16 protein-coding genes and 1 pseudogene are annotated in these 19,084 nt (G+C 58.5%); 7 read left to right on the top strand and 10 right to left on the bottom strand.

Annotation, left to right across the window (positions count from 1 at the left end):
• Window positions 1–154: 154 nt before the first annotated feature.
• Window positions 155–2,539: a beta-N-acetylhexosaminidase gene (locus SK62_RS18480; RefSeq protein WP_047718318.1), complete on the top strand. Its 2,385-nt coding sequence runs from the start codon at window positions 155–157 to the stop codon at window positions 2,537–2,539.
• A gap of 85 nt (window positions 2,540–2,624) precedes the next feature.
• Here the strand turns inward: SK62_RS18480 and gbpA are convergent, their stop codons facing one another.
• The 5 genes from gbpA to SK62_RS22515 all read right to left on the bottom strand — a co-directional run bounded on the left by gbpA (window position 2,625) and on the right by SK62_RS22515 (window position 6,217).
• Window positions 2,625–4,073, bottom strand: coding sequence for an N-acetylglucosamine-binding protein GbpA (gene gbpA, locus SK62_RS18475; RefSeq protein WP_045330314.1), 1,449 nt, complete (start codon window positions 4,071–4,073; stop codon window positions 2,625–2,627).
• A gap of 138 nt (window positions 4,074–4,211) precedes the next feature.
• Complete coding sequence (gene ridA, locus SK62_RS18470; protein ID WP_003863373.1) at window positions 4,212–4,598, bottom strand: 2-iminobutanoate/2-iminopropanoate deaminase; 387 nt, start codon at window positions 4,596–4,598, stop codon at window positions 4,212–4,214.
• A gap of 73 nt (window positions 4,599–4,671) precedes the next feature.
• Entirely contained in the window at window positions 4,672–5,133 is a 462-nt protein-coding gene (pyrI, locus tag SK62_RS18465) for an aspartate carbamoyltransferase regulatory subunit (protein ID WP_003863370.1), read from the bottom strand.
• Window positions 5,134–5,145: 12 nt separating this feature from the next.
• Window positions 5,146–6,078 carry an aspartate carbamoyltransferase gene (gene pyrB / locus SK62_RS18460; RefSeq protein ID WP_003863368.1) on the bottom strand — a complete coding sequence of 311 codons (933 nt, stop codon included), beginning with the start codon at window positions 6,076–6,078 and terminating at the stop codon, window positions 5,146–5,148.
• A 34-nt stretch (window positions 6,079–6,112) separates the two neighbouring features.
• Entirely contained in the window at window positions 6,113–6,217 is a 105-nt protein-coding gene (locus tag SK62_RS22515) for a pyrBI operon leader peptide (RefSeq protein ID WP_071524139.1), read from the bottom strand.
• Here SK62_RS22515 and SK62_RS22990 point away from each other — a divergent pair.
• Window positions 6,197–6,314 (top strand): annotated as a pseudogene (locus SK62_RS22990) (hypothetical protein). The gene SK62_RS22515 and the pseudogene SK62_RS22990 sit on opposite strands and share 21 nt — an antisense overlap.
• A 3-nt stretch (window positions 6,315–6,317) precedes the next feature.
• Here the strand turns inward: SK62_RS22990 and SK62_RS18455 are convergent.
• The 5 genes from SK62_RS18455 to arcA all read right to left on the bottom strand — a co-directional run bounded on the left by SK62_RS18455 (window position 6,318) and on the right by arcA (window position 11,594).
• Window positions 6,318–6,797, bottom strand: coding sequence for an arginine repressor (locus tag SK62_RS18455; RefSeq protein WP_003863366.1), 480 nt, complete (start codon window positions 6,795–6,797; stop codon window positions 6,318–6,320).
• An 80-nt stretch (window positions 6,798–6,877) separates the two neighbouring features.
• Window positions 6,878–8,281 carry a YfcC family protein gene (locus SK62_RS18450; protein WP_003863365.1) on the bottom strand — a complete coding sequence of 468 codons (1,404 nt, stop codon included), beginning with the start codon at window positions 8,279–8,281 and terminating at the stop codon, window positions 6,878–6,880.
• A 46-nt stretch (window positions 8,282–8,327) separates the two neighbouring features.
• The gene (gene argF / locus SK62_RS18445; protein ID WP_003863360.1) at window positions 8,328–9,332 is read right to left on the bottom strand and encodes an ornithine carbamoyltransferase; all 1,005 of its coding nucleotides are present in this window, start codon (window positions 9,330–9,332) and stop codon (window positions 8,328–8,330) included.
• A 119-nt stretch (window positions 9,333–9,451) separates the two neighbouring features.
• Complete coding sequence (gene arcC / locus SK62_RS18440) at window positions 9,452–10,363, bottom strand: carbamate kinase (protein WP_045141856.1); 912 nt, start codon at window positions 10,361–10,363, stop codon at window positions 9,452–9,454.
• Between the two features lie 10 nt (window positions 10,364–10,373).
• Complete coding sequence (gene arcA, locus SK62_RS18435) at window positions 10,374–11,594, bottom strand: arginine deiminase (RefSeq protein ID WP_017383903.1); 1,221 nt, start codon at window positions 11,592–11,594, stop codon at window positions 10,374–10,376.
• Window positions 11,595–12,269: 675 nt separating this feature from the next.
• Here arcA and SK62_RS18430 point away from each other — a divergent pair.
• The 5 genes from SK62_RS18430 to SK62_RS18410 all read left to right on the top strand — a co-directional run bounded on the left by SK62_RS18430 (window position 12,270) and on the right by SK62_RS18410 (window position 19,080).
• On the top strand, window positions 12,270–12,722 hold the full coding sequence (locus tag SK62_RS18430; protein WP_015572526.1) for a YhcH/YjgK/YiaL family protein: 453 nt from the start codon (window positions 12,270–12,272) through the stop codon (window positions 12,720–12,722).
• A gap of 236 nt (window positions 12,723–12,958) precedes the next feature.
• Complete coding sequence (gene yagE, locus SK62_RS18425; RefSeq protein ID WP_023302991.1) at window positions 12,959–13,867, top strand: 2-keto-3-deoxygluconate aldolase; 909 nt, start codon at window positions 12,959–12,961, stop codon at window positions 13,865–13,867.
• A 14-nt stretch (window positions 13,868–13,881) separates the two neighbouring features.
• Complete coding sequence (gene yagF / locus SK62_RS18420) at window positions 13,882–15,849, top strand: xylonate dehydratase YagF (RefSeq protein ID WP_047718320.1); 1,968 nt, start codon at window positions 13,882–13,884, stop codon at window positions 15,847–15,849.
• 226 nt (window positions 15,850–16,075) lie between these two features.
• Window positions 16,076–17,458: an MFS transporter gene (locus SK62_RS18415; protein ID WP_047718322.1), complete on the top strand. Its 1,383-nt coding sequence runs from the start codon at window positions 16,076–16,078 to the stop codon at window positions 17,456–17,458.
• 11 nt (window positions 17,459–17,469) lie between these two features.
• Window positions 17,470–19,080: a glycoside hydrolase family 43 protein gene (locus SK62_RS18410; RefSeq protein WP_048249789.1), complete on the top strand. Its 1,611-nt coding sequence runs from the start codon at window positions 17,470–17,472 to the stop codon at window positions 19,078–19,080.
• Window positions 19,081–19,084 lie beyond the last annotated feature (4 nt).

Raw genomic sequence — 19,084 nt, 5'->3', positions numbered from 1 at the left:
TAGGCCGGGTAAGGCGAAGCCGCCACCCGGCAGCTGGCTTTCCTCCCAAATTCAACAACCTGTGATCTCCGTCGGCGCATTCGCTTGACGACAATTTGAGCGCATGTTAACAGAATGTTTTGCCTGTATTTGGCCCGTCAGATAAGGAACATTCATGTTACGGTACAGCCTCTTAACCGCCGGGCTCATGCTCGGCGCCTCCGCCTTTGCCGCCCCGGCAGGCGACCTTCCCTTAATGCCCTGGCCTGCGAAGGTTGAACGCCCGACCACTCAGGGCGCGCTGGTGCTTAACAATCAACTCTCTGTGAGCGTCAGCGGCGACGATCTGGGGGATGCGGTCAACCGCCTGCGCCAGCGCATTTCGCTGCAAACCGGCTGGACGCTACAGCCGCAGGCCGAAAAACCTGACAAGCCGACCATCCGCATCGCCATCGCCAAAAAGGTGAAGCCGCAGCCGCTGCCTGACAGCGATGAGAGCTATAAACTCACGGTGGACGCCAACGGCGTAAATATCTCTGCCAACACCCGCTTCGGCGCGCTGCGCGCCATGGAAACCTTGCTTCAGCTGATGCAGAACGGCGCCGAAAACACCTCGATCCCGTGGGTGACCATTGAAGATTCGCCGCGCTTCCCGTGGCGCGGGCTGCTGCTCGATTCGGCGCGCCACTTCCTCCCGATTCCGGATATTAAACGCCAGATCGACGGCATGGCCGCGGCCAAACTCAACGTCCTGCACTGGCATTTGACGGACGATCAGGGCTGGCGCTTTACCTCGAAACGTTATCCAAAATTAACCCAGCTTGCCAGCGATGGGCTGTTCTACACCCCGGAGCAGATGCGCGAGATTGTGCGTTACGCTGCCGAGCGCGGCATACGCGTGGTGCCGGAAATTGATATGCCGGGCCACGCCTCGGCGATTGCCGTCGCCTACCCGGAGCTGATGAGCGCGCCGGGGCCGTACGCCATGGAGCGCCACTGGGGCGTGCTGAAGCCGGTGCTGGATCCAACCAAAGAGGCAACTTATACCTTTGCCGACGCGATGGTCAGCGAACTGGCGGCGATCTTCCCGGATCCGTATCTGCATATTGGCGGCGATGAGGTTGACGACAGCCAGTGGAAAGCGAACGCTACGATCCAGACGTTTATGCGCGACAACAAACTGGCGGACAGCCACGCGTTGCAGGCGTATTTCAACCGCAAGCTGGAGACGATCCTTGAGAAGCACCACCGGCAGATGGTTGGCTGGGATGAGATCTACCATCCCGATCTGCCGAAAAGCATTCTGATCCAGTCCTGGCAGGGACAGGACGCGCTGGGGCAGGTGGCGCAGAACGGTTATAAGGGCATTCTATCAACCGGTTTCTACCTCGATCAGCCGCAATCCACCGCCTACCACTACCGCAATGAAATTGTGCCGCAGGGGCTGAACGGCGTGGATGTGATAGCGGACACCGACAGCGTCCAGAGCTGGGCTTTCTCCATGCCGCGTCTGAAAGGCAAGCCGGTGGAAGGCAGCTTTACGCTGGTGAAAGGCGATGCCGGGTGGCGTGGATTCATTGATTTTGCCGGGAAATCGCGTCGGGCGGTGGAGAACATTCAGTGGCGGGACGACAACCAGGTAACGTTTACCGTTGATACCTGGATGGGTGAAACGCGTCCGGTCGTTTCCGTTGAGAACGATAAGCTCAGCGGCTATTTCCTGGTGGGTAACGCCCGCTACCCGATCGACGGCACACGTCTGGACGCGGTGCCAAAAGGCATACCGCCGGTGGTGCCGGACCCGGCGAACGAGGCCAATCTGCTCGGCGGCGAAGCCGCGCTGTGGGCGGAAAACGTGGTCGCGCCGGTGCTTGATATCCGTCTGTGGCCGCGCGCCTTTGCGGTGGCGGAGCGGCTATGGTCGGCGAAGGACGTCAACGACATCGACAACATGTATACCCGGCTCCAGGCGATGGACAGCTGGTCGACGGTGTCGGCTGGACTACAGCAGCATACCCAGCAGCAGGTGCAGTTCACGCGCCTCGCCAACAATGCGGATACCCTGCCGCTGCAAATTCTCGCCCAGGCGCTTGAACCGGCGCAGTATTACACCCGCCAGCATCTTAAGTTCCAGGCCGGAAACTATCATCAGTTTGAGCCGCTCAACCGGCTCGCTGACGCGCTAAACGCGGAAAGCGCCACCGTGCGTCAGATGAATAAATGGGCGGACCGTCTGGTGAGCGACGCGGAGGACACGGAAAGCGCCGACGCGCTGCGCCACGTCTTTAACCGCTGGCAGAACAACACCAGCGATGCGCTGGCGCTAAGCGAAAACAGCTATCAGCTGAAGGCGATCAAGCCGGTGATTCAGGAGGTGGATAAGCTGGCCTCGATTGGCCTGAGGCTGACGGATCTGGTGGCGCGCCAGGGCACGCTGGACGACAACGAGATCGCGTCGATTCAGAGCGAACTGGATAACGCAGCGAAGGTTCAGGACGAGGTGGTGATTGCGGCGGTATATCCGCTGGAGACGCTGCTTAGGGCGACGCGGAATCAGTAACAAATGCGCCCGGTGGCGCTACGCTTACCGGGCCTACGTGACGTGTAGGCCCGGCAAACGAAGTGCCGCCGGGCGTGAAGGCAACTCAGTTCTTCAGCACCCACGCCTCTTTCCAGTGCGCGCCCACGCCCGGCTCAAACTGGTTTGCGGTTGGACTGTACTGCACGCAGTAGCCGCTATACGGGAACGGTTTACACTCGTAGGTCTTACCGTTTTTAGGCTGTAACACCACGGTGCCCGCTTTGTAGGAGGCAATGCTGTCCGGGAAGATAAAGTCATGCGGGCCGCTGCTGTCCGCCGCGTCGCTTTCCAGCATCAGGTTTAGCACGTCCTGCGCGAACAGGGTGCCGTCTTTGTTGGTGGCGTAGTATTTCAGCATATGGTGGCCCGCCGTGACGTCAGTCAGCGTCATGGTCACGTTTTGATTGACGTTATTCATATCCTGCTTCAGGTAACCTTTTTCGGCACCGTGGTGGTTCATCACGTGCGCTTCAAAATTAACGTCACCCTGCGTGTTCACATGGAAGGTCACAATCACATTGCCATGTTCGATTTTGCTGTATTGCAGATCGGAAACGGCGATGGTCTCGCTCACCTGCGCCTTTTGCTCTTCATAAGAGATGGCAACGGATCTCAGCGTGCTGCCATCTTTCACGAATACGCTGTTGGCGCCGTGAACCGGACTAATTTCACCGGCTTCATCTTTCACACCGACGCGGACATCGCTATGAGCGGTGTTGATCTTCTGCGCCAGATCGTAGGACCACTGGTTAGCGTCGCCTTGTTCTGAAGAGCCGATGGTCATTTCAGTACGCAGGGCGGCAACTTCCCCGTTGGCGTCGAAGAAGCGTGCAATCACTTTATCGCCCACGTTCAGGTTATTCCCGGCAATCTGTCCGCTCAGGGTTTTACTCCACTGGGATATTACCGCTGGGGTATCGTCCGGCGTGACGTTGCCGCCGTTACCGAAATCAACGTCAATGGCCTGATAGAAACTGTTTGTGGTATCCGCAATTTCCCACACGCCATAAATAACCTGGTAGCCCGTACGGTCCGGGACATTACAGGTCATGGATTTTGTCATGGACGGTGCCTGACCATTCCCGTTAATAGTACAGAACGGCGTTAATTCGAACTGGTCACGGGTCAGCGGTTTATTGGGGTCCCAGTTTTGTTTGGTAATGTAATAACGCCAGTTGGTGGTTTTATGCGGCGCGGTATGGTGCCAGACAAATTCATGCGGGCCTGCCGTCATGGGGCTTTTGGTCCAGGCGTTCAGGCTCTGCTTATCAAGCTGGGAGTAGCTGGCAATACCGGCGCTGGCAAGCTGGCCGTCAGGCGGCATTGCGCCCGTCGGGAAGCCGGAGGTCTTTTCTACGCTCTGCGGTTCATATTGTACAGAGCCACAGTCAATATTCTGGCCGAGCTTACACATATAAGCGCGGCTGGCGGGGGATTCTATATATCCGTGTGCAAGTGCGGAAGACGCAACCGCTAATGTGGCAACGGCCAGCGCGATCTTAGAGAGTTTCATTCTTCATCCATTAATTAGAATATAACAAGGCAGCGTCAGTCTATTAATGGAGTGGGGGATGCGTCATTGCCTGGAGAGAGTAAAAATGGTCGCAATAAAAAAAGGCAGCCTGAGCTGCCTTCTCTTTATTGAAATAAATTAGCGACGTACGGCAATCGCTTCAATTTCAATTTTTACGTCTTTTGGCAGACGCGCCACTTCCACACAGGAGCGCGCCGGGAAGGTGGCGTTGTGCTCGGTGAAGAACGCTTCATAAGTGGCGTTAACGGTGGCGAAATCGTTCAGATCTTTCACGAACACGGTGGTTTTGACGATATCGCCCACTTTCAGACCGGCAGATTCGACGATCGCCTGCACGTTTTCCAGCGACTGACGCGCCTGCGCCGCTACGTCGGCTGGCACTTCACCGGTTTTTGGGTTCACCGGGATCTGACCAGAAGTGATGATCATGCTGCCCAGATCAACGCCCTGAACGTATGGGCCGATAGCCGCTGGTGCATTTTCCGTCGCGAGTACTTTGCTCATTTTTTCTCCAGAATTACAGCGTTAAGAATGTTCCCGGCCATTATAACAGCCGGGATTTCATTACCAACCTCAATTAGTTGGCCAGCACCACATAATGAGAAAACTCTTTTTCGCAGTATTTGCATTTGAGTGCGATGTCATTGGCGCGCTTTTTCACTGCAAAGCTGGAGGAAACCGGCTCAGCATGACTGATGCAGTTGCTGTTCGGGCAGACCAGCACGCTTTCGATGCGATCCGGCAGGCTTGGGCGAGATTTTCCCACCACATCGTAATCGTCGATGCGGTTAACCGTGGCGTCCGGTGCGTACAGTGAAAGCTGGTTGACCTGCTCGTCGGTCAGGAAAGTGTTCTCGATCTTGATCAGGTCTTTACGGCCCATTTCGCCCGACGGCAGGTTCAGGCCGATGGTGATGCGCTGGTCGGTTTCAGTGAGTTTGAACAGCGTCAGCAGCTTAAAGCCCACCTGCGCAGGGATGTGGTCAATCACGGTGCCACGCTTGATGGCTTCAACCTGGAGTTTGTTATCGTGTGTCATGGTCGTCTCCCCTTACAGAGCTAATTCGCGATTCAGAACCAGTGCCAGTAACGCCTGGCGGGCGAAGATGCCGTTTCCGGCCTGCTGGAAGTACCAGGCGTGCGGCGTTTTATCCACGTCTGTGGTGATCTCATCGATGCGCGGCAGCGGGTGCAGCACCTTCATGTTGTCGCGCGCGCCCTCGAGGTCGCTGGCGCGCAGCACAAACTGCGCCTTCACGTTGGCGTACTCGGATGGGTCAAGACGCTCTTTCTGCACGCGGGTCATGTAGAGAATATCCACGTTGCCCATCACCTCTTCGATGCTGGCGTGCAGGCTCCACGCGATGCCTTTTTCGTCCAGCATATCGAGAATGTACTGCGGCATCGCCAGCGCGTCCGGCGCGATGAAGAAGAAGCGGTTGCCGTTAAATTTCGCCAGCGCCTGGGTCAGGGAATGGACGGTGCGGCCATATTTCAGGTCGCCGACCATGGCGATGTTCAGGTTCTCAAGCGTGCCCTGCGTCTCCTGAATGGTGAACAGATCCAGCAGGGTCTGCGTCGGGTGCTGGTTGGCACCGTCACCAGCGTTCAGCACCGGAATGCCGCCGGAAAACTCGGTCGCCAGACGCGCCGCGCCCTCCTGCGGGTGGCGCATCACAATCGCGTCCACGTAGGTGCTGATGACTGAAATGGTATCCGCCAGGGTCTCGCCTTTTTTGCCCAGCGACGTGTTGCTGCTGTCCGAGAAGCCCACCACGCTCGCCCCGAGGCGGTGCATGGAGGTTTCAAAGGAGAGGCGGGTGCGGGTGGAGGCTTCGAAGAAGCAGCTCGCAATCACCTTGTGCTTCAGCAGCTCCGGTTGCGGATTGGCCTTCAGTTTTGCCGCGGTTTCCAGAACCAGTTCCAGCTCTTCGCGGCTGAGGTCGTTTATGGAAATGATGTGTTTTTGATAAAGCGGATTCATGTTTATCTCCTGACGCCGGGCAAAAAAAAGCCCCTCAAATGAGGGGCTCTGGGAATAGGTTTAGCAACGGGAAGAAAAACGGCAGGCCAGCGTCTGATTTCAGACGCGGTAAGACGATATGTCGTACACGCTTGACCATGCTTCCTCCCGGCAAATTGTCGGGCATTATACGCAGCTCGCTTTTGGGATCAAGCGATTTAATGCACGCTTTACTCAATGCAAACGGTTCTTTATGAATATTAATGCGTTCTGAGTAAATAATTAATTTGCTTATGCACCAGCGCGGTGCGCTTCACCACGCGGGGCGCGACCCAGACAATACTGCTTCCGGCCACCACGCCTAAAATTTCCGGTAACTGGTGATAATCCAGAATACGCGCCACCGCGCGGCCATATCCGGCGACGGTATGGATAAGGATAAATTCGCTGTTGTGCTCCACGCTCACCACCATTTCAGAGACGGTACGCGCCGCGTCGGGGGCCGGGCGCAGCTGGGGATTCAGCGAATAAATCTTTAGCCCTTTGGCATTGCGAATTTTTATGACACCGAGCAACTTGAGCAGACGTGAAACGGTGGACTGGCTGATGGTCTCAAAACCCCGCTCCTGTAAGTCGCGGCGGATCTCCTCCTGGGAGAGATAGCTCTTTTCCGCGATCAGACGCTGGCAGACCGTTAGCTGTAGTTGCTCTTTGGGAGAGTACTCTTCGTAATCCATCATAATTCCCATATCAGTTCCCGAAATAACCGGTGGCACCGCACCGATCCGTAGGCCGGATAAGCGCAGCGCCATCCGGCAAATTACAACAGGGCGCCCAGGCTTAACGCCACCATAATCACCACCGTTAAAATCCCCAGCAGCGGCGCGACCCATTTCAGATAGCGCACGTAGGGCACGCGGGCGATAGCCAGCCCGCCCATCACGACGGCAGAGGTGGGAGTGATCAGGTTAACGATGCCGGACGCCGACTGGTAAGCCGTAACCACCAGGTCGCGGTTGACGTTAGCGAAATCGGCAAGGGGCGCCATGATCGGCATCGTCAGAACGGCCAGGCCGGACGAAGAAGGCACAAGAAACGACAGCACCACTTCCAGCCAGTACATCACGTTGATGAACGCCACCGTCGACAATCCGGTGACCATTCCCTCGGCGCTGTGCAAAATGGTGTGGGTAATCATGCCCTTATCCATGATCACTACGATACCGCGCGCGATGCCGATAATCAGCGCGACGCCCAGCAAATCTCGCGCGCCGTTGATAAAGGTTGAGGTCAGCTCCTCTTCGCTCATGCGGGCGATCAGCCCGACGATAATCGCGCTGGCGAGGAACACCGCCGAGATCTCCGCCATCCACCAGCCCAGCACCGCCACGCCGTAGATCATCACCGCGAAGGCGAGGGCGAAGATCACCAGGATGAGTTTGCGCACCGGGGTAAACTCCAGCGACTGCTCGCCCTTGTTGCCGAGGAAGTGGGCGCGGTTCTCTTCCTGCTTATCCGCCACGATCGACAGCGACGGATCCTTGCGCACCTTGCGGGCATAGCGCATTACCCACGCCACGCAGATGATCCAGCCGATCACCAGCAGCGCGATGCGCAACATGATGCCGTTGGTGAAGGGGATCCCGGCGGCGTTGGCGGCGATCACCGTGGCGAACGGGTTGATGGTGGAGCCGAGGGTGCCGATCCCCGCGCCGAGCAGCACGGTGGACGCAGCAACCACCGGATCGAACCGCGCCGCCAGCATCACCGGCACCAGTAAGGTATAGAAGGGCAGCGACTCTTCTGCCATGCCGTAAATCGTGCCGCCTGCGGCAAACAGCGCCATCAGGATCGGGATCATCCACTCTTCGCGTCCGCGCAGCCGGGTGGTGACGCGCTCGATCCCGGCGTCTATCGCCCCGGTTTTAGTGACGATCCCGAGGAATCCCCCGATGATCAGAATAAACAGCGCCACGTCGATGGCCCCGGCCTGGCCGGACTCCGGATCGTACAGCCCGGCAATCGGCGCCATCAGCACCGAAACCAGCCCCTGCGGGTGCGCTGCCACGTGCGCGTAGGTGCCAGCAACCGGCACTTCTTTACCGAGCGCCTCGTTCATTGCCATATGGTACTGCCCGGCCGGAACAATCCACGTCAGCACGGCAACCACGGCAATCAGAAAAAAGAGAATGGTGTAAGCGGAGGGAAACTTGAACTTGCCCATGATGTTCTCCTGAACCCGGCGCACCCCGCGGCGCGCCGGGCGGTGATTAGTCGCCGAGTGTCGCCACCATGACCGCTTTAATGGTGTGCATGCGGTTCTCTGCTTCGTCGAAGACGATGGAGTTCGGTGATTCGAAGACCTCTTCCGTCACTTCCAGCCCCTTCAGGCCGTACGCCATTTCGATTTCGCGGCCCACTTTGGTGTGCTCGTTGTGGAACGCTGGCAGGCAGTGCATGAACTTGACGTTCGGGTTACCGGTGGCCTTCATCACGTCCGCGTTAATCTGATAAGGCTTCATCAGGCTGACGCGCTCGGCCCAGGCTTCCTTCGGCTCGCCCATGGAGACCCACACGTCGGTGTAGAGGAAATCGGTGCCCTGCACGCCTTCCTCCACGTCGTCGGTGAGGGTGATGCGTGCGCCAGTCTCTTTGGCGATGGCACGGCACTGCTCAACCAGGCCCGCCTCCGGCCAGAAGGATTTCGGCGCCACAAGGCGGATATCCATCCCCATTTTGGCCGCGCCGACCATTAGCGAATTACCCATGTTGTTCCGCGCATCGCCGAGATAAGCAAAGCTCAGCTCCGGCAGGGTTTTGCCCGGAGAGTGCTCCAGCATGGTCATCAGATCGGCGAGAATTTGGGTGGGGTGGAACTCGTCGGTCAGGCCGTTCCACACCGGCACGCCCGCGTACTCGCCCAGCTCTTCAACGATGGCCTGGCCGTAGCCGCGATACTCGATGCCGTCATACATGCGGCCCAGCACGCGCGCGGTGTCCTTCATCGACTCTTTGTGGCCGATCTGCGATCCGCTTGGGCCGAGGTAGGTGACCTGCGCGCCCTGGTCGAACGCACCCACTTCGAAGGCGCAGCGGGTGCGGGTGGAGGTTTTTTCAAAGATCAGGGCGATGTTTTTCCCGACCAGGGTTTGTTTTTCGCGTCCGGCTTTTTTGGCGGCCTTCAGCTCGATGGCGAGATCGATCAGGTACTGGATCTCCGCCGGGGTGTAGTCCAGCAGTTTCAGGAAGTTGCGGTTTTTCAGGTTAATGGTCATGGGGAAATCCTTTTTAAAATTTAGCTGTCTGATGCCCTCACCCCGGCCCTCTCCCAAAGGGAGAGGGGGCGTACATTCCCTCTCCCTTTGGGAGAGGGTTAGGGTGAGGGGAAAACGACTCAGTTACGAATCAACGTGCCTTTCTCGCCCGCCAGGATCTCCGCGCCGTCATTCAGCGCGCCGATCCCGGCTATCCCATTGCAGGCTTCAACGAACTCGCGGCAGGCGGCCACTTTCGGCCCCATCGATCCGGCGTCGAACTGCATGCCTCTGAGCAGCTCCGGCGTCACCTGCGCCAGCGGACGCTGGGTTGGCTTGCCCCAGTCGAGGTACACCGCGTCGGCATCGGTGAGGATCAGCAGGGCATCGGCCTCGATCTGGCGCGCCAGCAGGGCGGCGGAGAGGTCTTTGTCGATCACCGCCTCGATCCCGCGATAGCCGTTGGCGTTTTCCACTACCGGCACGCCACCGCCGCCGTTGCAGATCACCAGGTGGTCGCGCTGAATCAGCGCCGTGATGGCGTCACTCTCGACGATGCGCTTCGGCTGCGGCGACGGCACCACGCGGCGGAAGTAGCTGCCGTCGGCCTTAAACACCCAGCCTTTTTCCGCGGCCAGCGCTTTAGCCTGGGCTTCGCTGTAGACCGGGCCGATGTACTTGGTCGGGTTGCTGAACGCCGGGTCGGCGGCGTCCACTTCCACCTGCGTGAGCAGGACGCTGACCTCGCGCTGGGGCAGATTGTTTTTCAGCGCCTGCTGGAGCATGTAGCCGATCATTCCCTGGCTTTCGGCGCCAAGAACGTCCAGCGGGTAGGGAGTGACTTTGTCGTAGGCGCTGTTTTGCAGCGCCAGCAGTCCGACCTGCGGGCCGTTGCCGTGCACCAGCACCACGCGCCACTGCTCCGTTAAGCCGGCGATGGTGCGGGCGGCCTGCTCAATGTTCTGGCGCTGGATGTCCGCTTCCAGCGGCTCGCCGCGCTTGAGCAGCGCGTTGCCGCCAAGGGCCACAACCAGAGTGGGTTTTCGTTCCATGATGGCTCCTTTAAATTCCGTCGCGTTCCAGTGGGCAGCTCATGCAGCGCGCGCCGCCGCGACCGCGTCCCAGCTCGTCGCCCGGGATCGGCAGCACGGTGATGCCTGCTTTGTCGTACTTCTCGTTGGTCCAGACGTTGCGCTCGTAGCCGATCACCACGCCCGGGCGGAGGGTCAGGACGTTGTTGGCGTCGTTCCACTGCTCGCGTTCGGCTTCAAAGGCGTCGCCGCCGGTGGTGATCAGGCGGACGTGGTTAATGCCGAGGGCTTTCTCGATGGCGTGCAGCAGGTCGGTTTCCTGGGTGCGCAGCAGGCCGCCGCGTCCGTCCGGGGTGAGCGTCCAGCACTGGGCGTCCTTGCGCACCACTTCCGGGTAAACGGAGAAGGTGTCCACATCGATGTGGGTCATCACGGTGTCGAGGTGCATGCAGGAGCGGTGTTTCGGCAGCTCAACGGCAATCACGCGCTCGGCCTGGCGATGTTTAAACAGGCTGTTGGCGAGGAACTCCACGCCCTGCGGCGTCGTGCGCTCGGACATGCCGATCAGTACCGCCCCGCGGCCAATCACTAATACGTCGCCGCCTTCCAGAGTGGCGTGGTCGTAATTAATATTCTCGTCGCCGAAATACTTAATAAACTCGCCGTCGGCAAATGCGGGGTGCCAGCGATATATTGCCCGCAGGTTATTGGTTTCACGCTGGCGGGCGGGTTTCGCCATCGGATTAATGGAGACGCCGTTATATATCCAGCATGAGGTATCGCGGGTAAATAAGTGGTTCGGCAGCGGCTTCATAATAAAATCATTCGCCGTGTGGGTATCGACCACCATATTTTTAATGGCCGCCGGAATTTCACCGTAGGTTAATCCGCCGCTTAATCTGCGCGCCAGTTCGCGGTGCGGCATATCCGCCAGCCAGCCGCGCACGTCGGCGGCAAAGGTTGGTCCCAGACGATAGTCGGAGATTTGTGTTTCAAGAAGCCAGGCTTTTGCTTCAGCAATATCAAGCGTTTGCGTAAGAAGGTCGGTCAACAGCAGGACTTCCACACCCTGCTCGCGCAGCGTGTTTGCGAAGATGTCATGCTCTTCACCCGCCCGTTCAACCGAGAGCACGTCATCAAATAGCAGCTCCTGACAGTTTGAGGGGGTTAACCGTTTCAGACTTAAATTAGGACGGTGCAGCATAACGCTACGCAATTGACCAATTTCCGAACCGACGTAATGCTTTTCCATAATTATTCCTTTAACTGTTTTTCAGAATAAAAAGGGCATGCGCCATGTGATGTGTTTAATTTCATGGCGGCTAAGCTCAATTGATTTCGTGATTTATAGTAGGCGCTTAAATAATGGTTATTGTGACATTGCTCACGCGAAAACCGATATTGAGCAGTTTATTTTCAATTGCATGATTCGTATCAGATAATGATTAATTTCATATTATTAAGGGATGAATAGCTAAGCAGGAACGGGTGGCAATATTTGAAGTTGTTATTATTTTGTAGAATCACACGCTTTGAAATATTTAGTTATGTTGTTGATTTTAATGGATAAAATGTTGTCACGGAAATAGTTATGCAATAATGACAGTTAACTATTTTTCACTTAAGAGAAATCAATAAATAATTATGGATTTTTAAAGGAAATAACCAAAGTGGTAAAGTGTGATACACCAACAGGTTTTGTGAGTTATGTTTTAAATTCAGTGAGTTAGATCCTGTGTGCAAAGTGCATGAAATGAGGTTATGCATAACCACTGCATAAATGCCTGTGTGCAATTAACAGTGGATTAACACATTTCCCGATAAACATGCGCTGACGCAAATCTTGTCAAAAAAGGGCTGGTATGGAAGAGGCAATTCTCGTATAAAACATAAAAATGAAACAATGTTTTAATCTGAGGGTTGTATCATGATTATTGGCAATATTCATCATCTCCAGTCCTGGCTGCCAGAAGAGCTGCGCCAGGCCATTGAGCATGTTAAGGCCCACGTCACCGACGCAACGCCGACCGGTAAGCACGACATCAATGGCAACAGCCTGTTTTATCTGGTTTCGGAGGACATGACCCAGCCGTTCGCCGAGCGTCGCGCTGAATACCATGCACGCTATCTGGATATTCAGATTGTGCTAAAAGGTCAGGAAGGGATGACCTTCAGTACCCTGCCGCACGGTACGCCGGACACCGACTGGCTGGCGGACAAAGACATCGCGTTCCTGCCGGAAGGCGAGCAGGAGAAAACCGTGGTGCTGAGCGAAGGGGATTTTGTAGTGTTCTGGCCGGGCGAAGTGCATAAGCCGCTGTGCGCGGCGGGAGCGCCGGCGCAGGTGCGTAAGGTTGTGGTGAAGATGCTGGTAGAGTAACCCCTCACCCCGGCCCTCTCCCAAGGGGAGAGGGTGTAAAAGTTCCCTCTCCCCTTGGGAGAGGGTTAGGGTGAGGGAACCAGACCGCACCCACGCATAATGTGATCCAGCTTAAACTTCCCGCACTCCCTCCTCATCTCCCATTTACCTGCGCTTTTTCTGCGTCATAGTATGATCGTTAAATTAATGAACGCTGTTCTATAATGTAGAACAAAATGATTCAGCAAGGAGATCTCATGCCGCAGTCCGCGTTGTTCACGGGTATCATTCCCCCTGTCTCCACCATTTTTACCGCCGATGGCCAGCTCGATAAACCGGGTACCGCCGCGCTGATCGACGATCTGATTGCTGCGGGCGTCGACGGCCTGTTCTTCCTGGGCAGCGGCGGCGAGTTCTCCCAGCTCAGCGCCGAAGAGCGTAAAACCATTGCCCGGTTTGCGATCGATCATGTCGATCGTCGCGTGCCGGTTCTGATCGGCACCGGCGGCACCAATGCCCGGGAAACCATTGAGCTGAGCCAGCACGCGCAGCAGGCGGGCGCGGACGGCATCGTGGTGATCAACCCTTACTACTGGAAAGTATCGGAAGCGAACCTGATCCGCTATTTCGAACAGGTGGCCGACAGCGTCACATTGCCGGTGATGCTCTATAACTTCCCGGCGCTAACCGGGCAGGATCTGACCCCGGCGCTGGTGAAAACCCTCGCCGACTCGCGCAGTAACATCGTCGGCATCAAAGACACCATCGACTCCGTCGCTCACCTGCGCAGCATGATCCACACCGTTAAAGGCGCCCATCCTCATTTCACGGTGCTGTGCGGCTACGACGATCATCTGTTTAATACCCTGCTGCTAGGCGGCGACGGAGCGATCTCGGCCAGCGGCAACTTTGCCCCACAGGTGTCGGTAAATCTTCTGAAAGCCTGGCGGGATAACGACGTGGCGAAAGCGGCTGAGTATCATCAGACCCTGCTGCAAATCCCGCAGATGTATCAGCTGGATACGCCGTTTGTGAACGTCATTAAAGAGGCGATCGTGCTCTGCGGTCGTCCGATTTCTACGCACGTCCTGCCGCCAGCCTCGCCGCTGGACGAGCCGCGCAAGGCGCAGCTGAAAACCCTGTTACAACAGCTCAAACTCTGCTGAGCCGGACGATAACGATGACCATTGAGAAAATTTTCACCCCACAGGACGATGCGTTTTATGCGGTGATCACCCACGCGGCGGGGCCGCAGGGCACGCTGCCGCTGACACCGCAGATGCTGATGGAATCCCCCAGCGGCAACCTGTTCGGTATGACGCAGAACGCCGGGATGGGCTGGGATGCCAACAAGCTCACCGGCAAAGAGGTGCTGATCATCGGCACCCAGGGCGGCATCCGCGCCGGAGACGGACGCCCGGTCGCGCTGGGCTACCACACCGGGCACTGGGAGATCGGCATGCAGATGCAGGCGGCGGCGAAGGAGATCACCCGCAACGGCGGGATCCCGTTCGCAGCCTTCGTCAGCGATCCGTGCGACGGTCGTTCGCAGGGCACGCACGGCATGTTCGACTCCCTGCCGTACCGCAACGACGCGGCGATCGTGTTTCGCCGTCTGATTCGTTCCCTGCCGACGCGTCGGGCGGTGATCGGCGTGGCGACCTGCGATAAAGGGCTGCCCGCCACCATGATTGCGCTGGCTTCCATGCACGATCTGCCGACCATTCTGGTGCCGGGCGGGGCGACGCTGCCGCCCACCGTGGGGGAAGATGCGGGCAAAGTGCAGACCATCGGCGCGCGCTTCGCCAACCATGAGCTCTCCTTGCAGGAGGCCGCCGAGCTGGGCTGTCGCGCCTGCGCGTCGCCGGGCGGCGGGTGTCAGTTCCTCGGTACGGCGGGCACCTCGCAGGTAGTGGCGGAGGCGCTGGGTCTGGCGCTGCCGCACTCTGCACTGGCGCCGTCCGGGCAGGCGGTGTGGCTGGAGATCGCCCGCCAGTCGGCACGCGCGGTCAGTGAACTGGATAACCGCGGCATCACCACGCGCGATATCCTCACCGACAAAGCCATCGAAAACGCGATGGTGATCCACGCGGCGTTCGGCGGCTCCACTAATTTACTGCTGCACATTCCGGCCATCGCCCACGCGGCGGGCTGCACGATCCCGGACGTTGAACACTGGACGCGCGTCAACCGCAGGGTGCCGCGCCTGGTGAGCGTGCTGCCCAACGGCCCGGACTATCACCCGACCGTGCGCGCCTTCCTCGCGGGCGGCGTGCCGGAGGTGATGCTCCACCTGCGCGATCTCGGCCTGTTGCATCTGGACGCCATGACCGTCACTGGCCAGACAGTGGGCGAGAACCTCGACTGGTGGCAGAGCTCGGAGCGCCGTAAGCGCTTCCGCCAGTGCCTGCGCGAGCAGGACGGCGTGGAGCCGGATGACGTGATCCTGCCGCCGGAGAAGGCAAAAGCGAAAGGGCTGACCTCGACGGTCTGCTTCCCGACGGGCAACATCGCGCCGGAAGGATCGGTGATCAAGGCCACGGCGATCGACCCGTCGGTGGTGGGTGAAGATGGAGTTTACCGCCACACTGGCCGGGTGCGGGTGTTTGTCTCGGAGGCGCAGGCCATCAAGGCCATAAAGCGGGAAGAGATTGCGCAGGGCGATATCATGGTGGTGATCGGCGGTGGCCCGTCCGGCACCGGCATGGAAGAGACCTACCAGCTCACCTCTGCGCTGAAGCATATCTCGTGGGGCAAGACGGTGTCGTTAATCACCGATGCGCGCTTCTCGGGCGTGTCGACGGGGGCCTGCTTCGGCCACGTATCGCCGGAGGCGCTGGCGGGAGGGCCGATTGGTAAGCTGCGCGATAACGACATCATTGAGATTGCCGTGGACCGCCTGACTCTGACCGGTAGCGTGAACTTCATCGGTACCGCGGACAACCCGCTGACGCCGGAAGAGGGCGCGCGCGAGCTGGCGCGGCGGCAGACGCACCCGGACCTGCACGCTCACGACTTTTTGCCGGACGATACCCGGCTGTGGGCGGCATTACAGTCCGTGAGCGGCGGCGCCTGGAAAGGCTGTATTTATGACACCGATAAAATCATTGAGGTAATTAACGCCGGTAAAAAAGCACTCGGCCTTTAATTATTTTTTGAGAGAAAGTCGTCTGCGGAAAATATTCCGCGGACGGTTTTTGCTTGTCTTTAATTTTCTAATTTAAACAATGACTTGTGATATATCGTTGGCGTCACAAAAGCGAAATAACGTAATTCAGAAATAAGATATGACCATTGCTGGTTAATTGAACAGCTCATTACACTCCAGTAACACAATGTTGTAATTCAGCACACTACATAAGGGTGTAATTCTGATGACGCAATTAACCATGAAAGACAAAATTGGCTACGGGCTGGGTGATACCGCCTGCGGCTTCGTCTGGCAGGCCACGATGTTCCTGCTGGCCTATTTCTACACCGACGTGTTCGGTCTCTCCGCGGGCATAATGGGGACGCTGTTTTTAGTTTCCCGCGTGCTCGACGCCGTGACCGATCCGCTGATGGGGCTGCTGGTAGACCGCACCCGCACCCGCTACGGCCAGTTCCGCCCGTTCCTGCTGTGGGGCGCCATCCCGTTCGGCATCGTCTGCATGCTGACCTTCTACACGCCAGACTTCTCCGCGCAGGGCAAAATCATCTATGCCTGCGTGACCTATATTCTGCTGACTCTGGTCTACACCTTCGTTAACGTCCCTTACTGCGCCATGCCGGGGGTGATCACCGCCGACCCGAAAGAGCGTCATGCCCTTCAGTCCTGGCGTTTCTTCCTCGCCGCCGCTGGGTCGCTCGCCATCAGCGGCATCGCGCTGCCGCTGGTCAGCATCATCGGCAAAGGGAACGAGCAGGTGGGCTATTTCGGCGCCATGTGCGTGCTGGGTCTGAGCGGCGTGGTCCTGCTTTATGTCTGCTTCTTCACCACCAAAGAGCGCTACACCTTTGAAGTGCAGCCTGGCTCGTCGGTGGCGAAAGATCTTAAGCTGCTGCTGGGCAACGGCCAGTGGCGGATCATGTGCGCCTTCAAGATGATGGCGACCTGCTCCAACGTGGTGCGCGGCGGGGCGACGCTCTACTTCGTGAAATACGTGATGGATCACCCGGAGATGGCGACCCAGTTTTTACTTTACGGCAGCCTCGCCACCATGTTCGGCTCGCTCTGCTCGTCTCGTCTGCTGGGCCGCTTCGACCGCGTCACCGCCTTTAAGTGGATCATCGTCGCCTACTCGCTGATTAGCCTGCTGATTTTCGTCACCCCGGCGGAGCATATTGCGCTGATTTTCGCCCTCAACATCCTGTTCCTGTTTGTGTTTAACACCACCACGCCGCTGCAATGGCTGATGGCCTCTGACGTGGTGGATTACGAGGAGAGCCGCAGCGGGCGACGCCTGGACGGGCTGGTGTTCTCCACCTACCTGTTCAGCCTGAAGATTGGCCTGGCAATTGGCGGGGCAGTAGTGGGCTGGATCCTGGCGTACGTGAACTACTCCGCCAGCAGCAGCGTGCAGCCGGTCGAGGTGCTCACCACCATCAAAATTCTGTTCTGCGTGGTGCCCGTGGTGCTCTACGTGGGCATGTTCATCATGCTGTCGTTCTATAAGCTCACCGACGCCCGCGTGGAGGCCATCAGCCAGCAGCTGATCAAGCACCGCGCGGCGCAGGGCGAGGCCATTCCCGACGCCGCGACAGCCGCATCCCATTAACCGGAGGCAACATGGAAATCACTAACCCGATCCTGACCGGCTTCAACCCTGACCCGTCCCTGTGCCGCCAGGGCGAGGACTACTACATCGCCACCTCGACCTTCGAGTGGTTCCCGGGCGTGCGCATCTATCACTCCCGCGACCTGAAAAACTGGACGCTGGTCAGCACGCCGCTGGACCGCGTGTCGATGCTGGATATGAAGGGCAACCCGGACTCCGGCGGTATCTGGGCGCCGTGCCTGAGCTACGCCGACGGCAAATTCTGGCTGCTCTATACCGACGTGAAGATTGTCGATTCGCCGTGGAAAAACGGCCGCAACTTCCTCGTCACCGCGCCGTCCATCGAAGGGCCATGGAGCGAGCCGATCCCGATGGGCAACGGCGGGTTCGATCCGTCCCTGTTCCACGACGACGATGGCCGCAAATACTACCTCTACCGCCCGTGGGGGCCGCGCCATCACAGCAACCCGCACAACACCATCGTGATGCAGGAGTTTGACCCGCAGACCGGCACCCTCTCGCCGGAGCGCAAAACGCTGTTTACCGGCACGCCGCTCTGCTACACCGAAGGGGCGCATCTTTATCGCCACGCGGGATGGTACTACCTGATGGTTGCCGAAGGCGGCACCAGCTACGAGCACGCCGTCGTGGTGCTGCGCGCAAAAACCATCGACGGGCCGTACGAGCTTCACCCGGACGTGACGATGATGACCAGCTGGCACCTGCCGGAGAACCCGCTGCAAAAGAGTGGCCACGGCTCGCTGCTGCAAACCCACACCGGGGAGTGGTATATGGCCTACCTTACCAGCCGCCCGCTGCGCCTGCCCGGCGTGCCACTGCTGGCCTCCGGCGGGTGCGGCTACTGCCCGCTGGGGCGCGAGACCGGCATCGCCCGCATTGAATGGCGCGATGACTGGCCGTACGTGGAGGGCGGTAAGCACGCGCAGCTGACCGTGAAAGGCCCGCAGGTGGCGGAGCAGCCTGGCGCCGCTCAGGGTAGCTGGCGGGATGATTTCGACGCCAGTTCGCTTGACCCTGAATTGCAGACCCTGCGCATTCCGTTCGACGACACCCTCGGCTCGCTCACCGCGCGCCCCGGCTATTTACGGCTCTACGGCAACGACTCGCTCAACTCGGCCTTTACCCAGTCGACCGTGGCGCGCCGGTGGCAGCATTTCACCTTCCGGGCCGAGACGCGGATGCAGTTCTCGCCGGTCCACTTCCAGCAGAGCGCGGGGCTGACCTGCTACTACAACAGCAAAAACTGGAGCTACTGCTTTGTGGACTACGAGGAGGGGCAGGGCAGAACGATTAAGGTTATTCAGCTCGACCACAACGTGCCGTCGTGGCCGCTGCACGAGCAGCCCATTCCCGTGCCGGAGAGTGCGAAGAGCGTCTGGCTAAGGGTGGATGTGGATGCGCTGGTCTACCGCTACAGCTACTCGTTCGACGGCGAGACGTGGCACACCGTGCCGGTGACGTATGAGGCGTGGAAGCTGTCGGATGACTATATCGGCGGGCGCGGCTTCTTCACCGGCGCGTTTGTGGGACTGCACTGCGAGGACATCAGCGGCGACGGCTGCCACGCTGACTTCGACTACTTCACCTACGAGCCGGTCTGACGGC

The organism is Enterobacter sp. BIDMC109 (assembly GCF_001037885.1).
GTDB lineage: Bacteria > Pseudomonadota > Gammaproteobacteria > Enterobacterales > Enterobacteriaceae > Enterobacter > Enterobacter hormaechei_C.
Note: the sequence above shows the minus strand (reverse complement) of the source record. Positions and strands in the feature narration are given on the sequence as shown.

What these genes read in the sequence shown, in the direction of transcription:
- arcC (WP_045141856.1), bottom strand. Translation starts at nt 10,363, where the DNA reads ATGGAACGAAAACCCACTCTGGTTGTGGCCCTTGGCGGCAACGCGCTG.
- SK62_RS18415 (WP_047718322.1), top strand. Translation starts at nt 16,076, where the DNA reads ATGACGCAATTAACCATGAAAGACAAAATTGGCTACGGGCTGGGTGAT.
- SK62_RS18450 (WP_003863365.1), bottom strand. Translation starts at nt 8,281, where the DNA reads ATGGGCAAGTTCAAGTTTCCCTCCGCTTACACCATTCTCTTTTTTCTG.
- gbpA (WP_045330314.1), bottom strand. Translation starts at nt 4,073, where the DNA reads ATGAAACTCTCTAAGATCGCGCTGGCCGTTGCCACATTAGCGGTTGCG.
- arcA (WP_017383903.1), bottom strand. Translation starts at nt 11,594, where the DNA reads ATGGAAAAGCATTACGTCGGTTCGGAAATTGGTCAATTGCGTAGCGTT.
- SK62_RS18480 (WP_047718318.1), top strand. Translation starts at nt 155, where the DNA reads ATGTTACGGTACAGCCTCTTAACCGCCGGGCTCATGCTCGGCGCCTCC.
- ridA (WP_003863373.1), bottom strand. Translation starts at nt 4,598, where the DNA reads ATGAGCAAAGTACTCGCGACGGAAAATGCACCAGCGGCTATCGGCCCA.
- yagF (WP_047718320.1), top strand. Translation starts at nt 13,882, where the DNA reads ATGACCATTGAGAAAATTTTCACCCCACAGGACGATGCGTTTTATGCG.
- argF (WP_003863360.1), bottom strand. Translation starts at nt 9,332, where the DNA reads ATGACCATTAACCTGAAAAACCGCAACTTCCTGAAACTGCTGGACTAC.
- yagE (WP_023302991.1), top strand. Translation starts at nt 12,959, where the DNA reads ATGCCGCAGTCCGCGTTGTTCACGGGTATCATTCCCCCTGTCTCCACC.
- pyrI (WP_003863370.1), bottom strand. Translation starts at nt 5,133, where the DNA reads ATGACACACGATAACAAACTCCAGGTTGAAGCCATCAAGCGTGGCACC.
- SK62_RS18430 (WP_015572526.1), top strand. Translation starts at nt 12,270, where the DNA reads ATGATTATTGGCAATATTCATCATCTCCAGTCCTGGCTGCCAGAAGAG.
- SK62_RS18455 (WP_003863366.1), bottom strand. Translation starts at nt 6,797, where the DNA reads ATGATGGATTACGAAGAGTACTCTCCCAAAGAGCAACTACAGCTAACG.
- SK62_RS22515 (WP_071524139.1), bottom strand. Translation starts at nt 6,217, where the DNA reads ATGGTCAAGCGTGTACGACATATCGTCTTACCGCGTCTGAAATCAGAC.
- pyrB (WP_003863368.1), bottom strand. Translation starts at nt 6,078, where the DNA reads ATGAATCCGCTTTATCAAAAACACATCATTTCCATAAACGACCTCAGC.
- SK62_RS18410 (WP_048249789.1), top strand. Translation starts at nt 17,470, where the DNA reads ATGGAAATCACTAACCCGATCCTGACCGGCTTCAACCCTGACCCGTCC.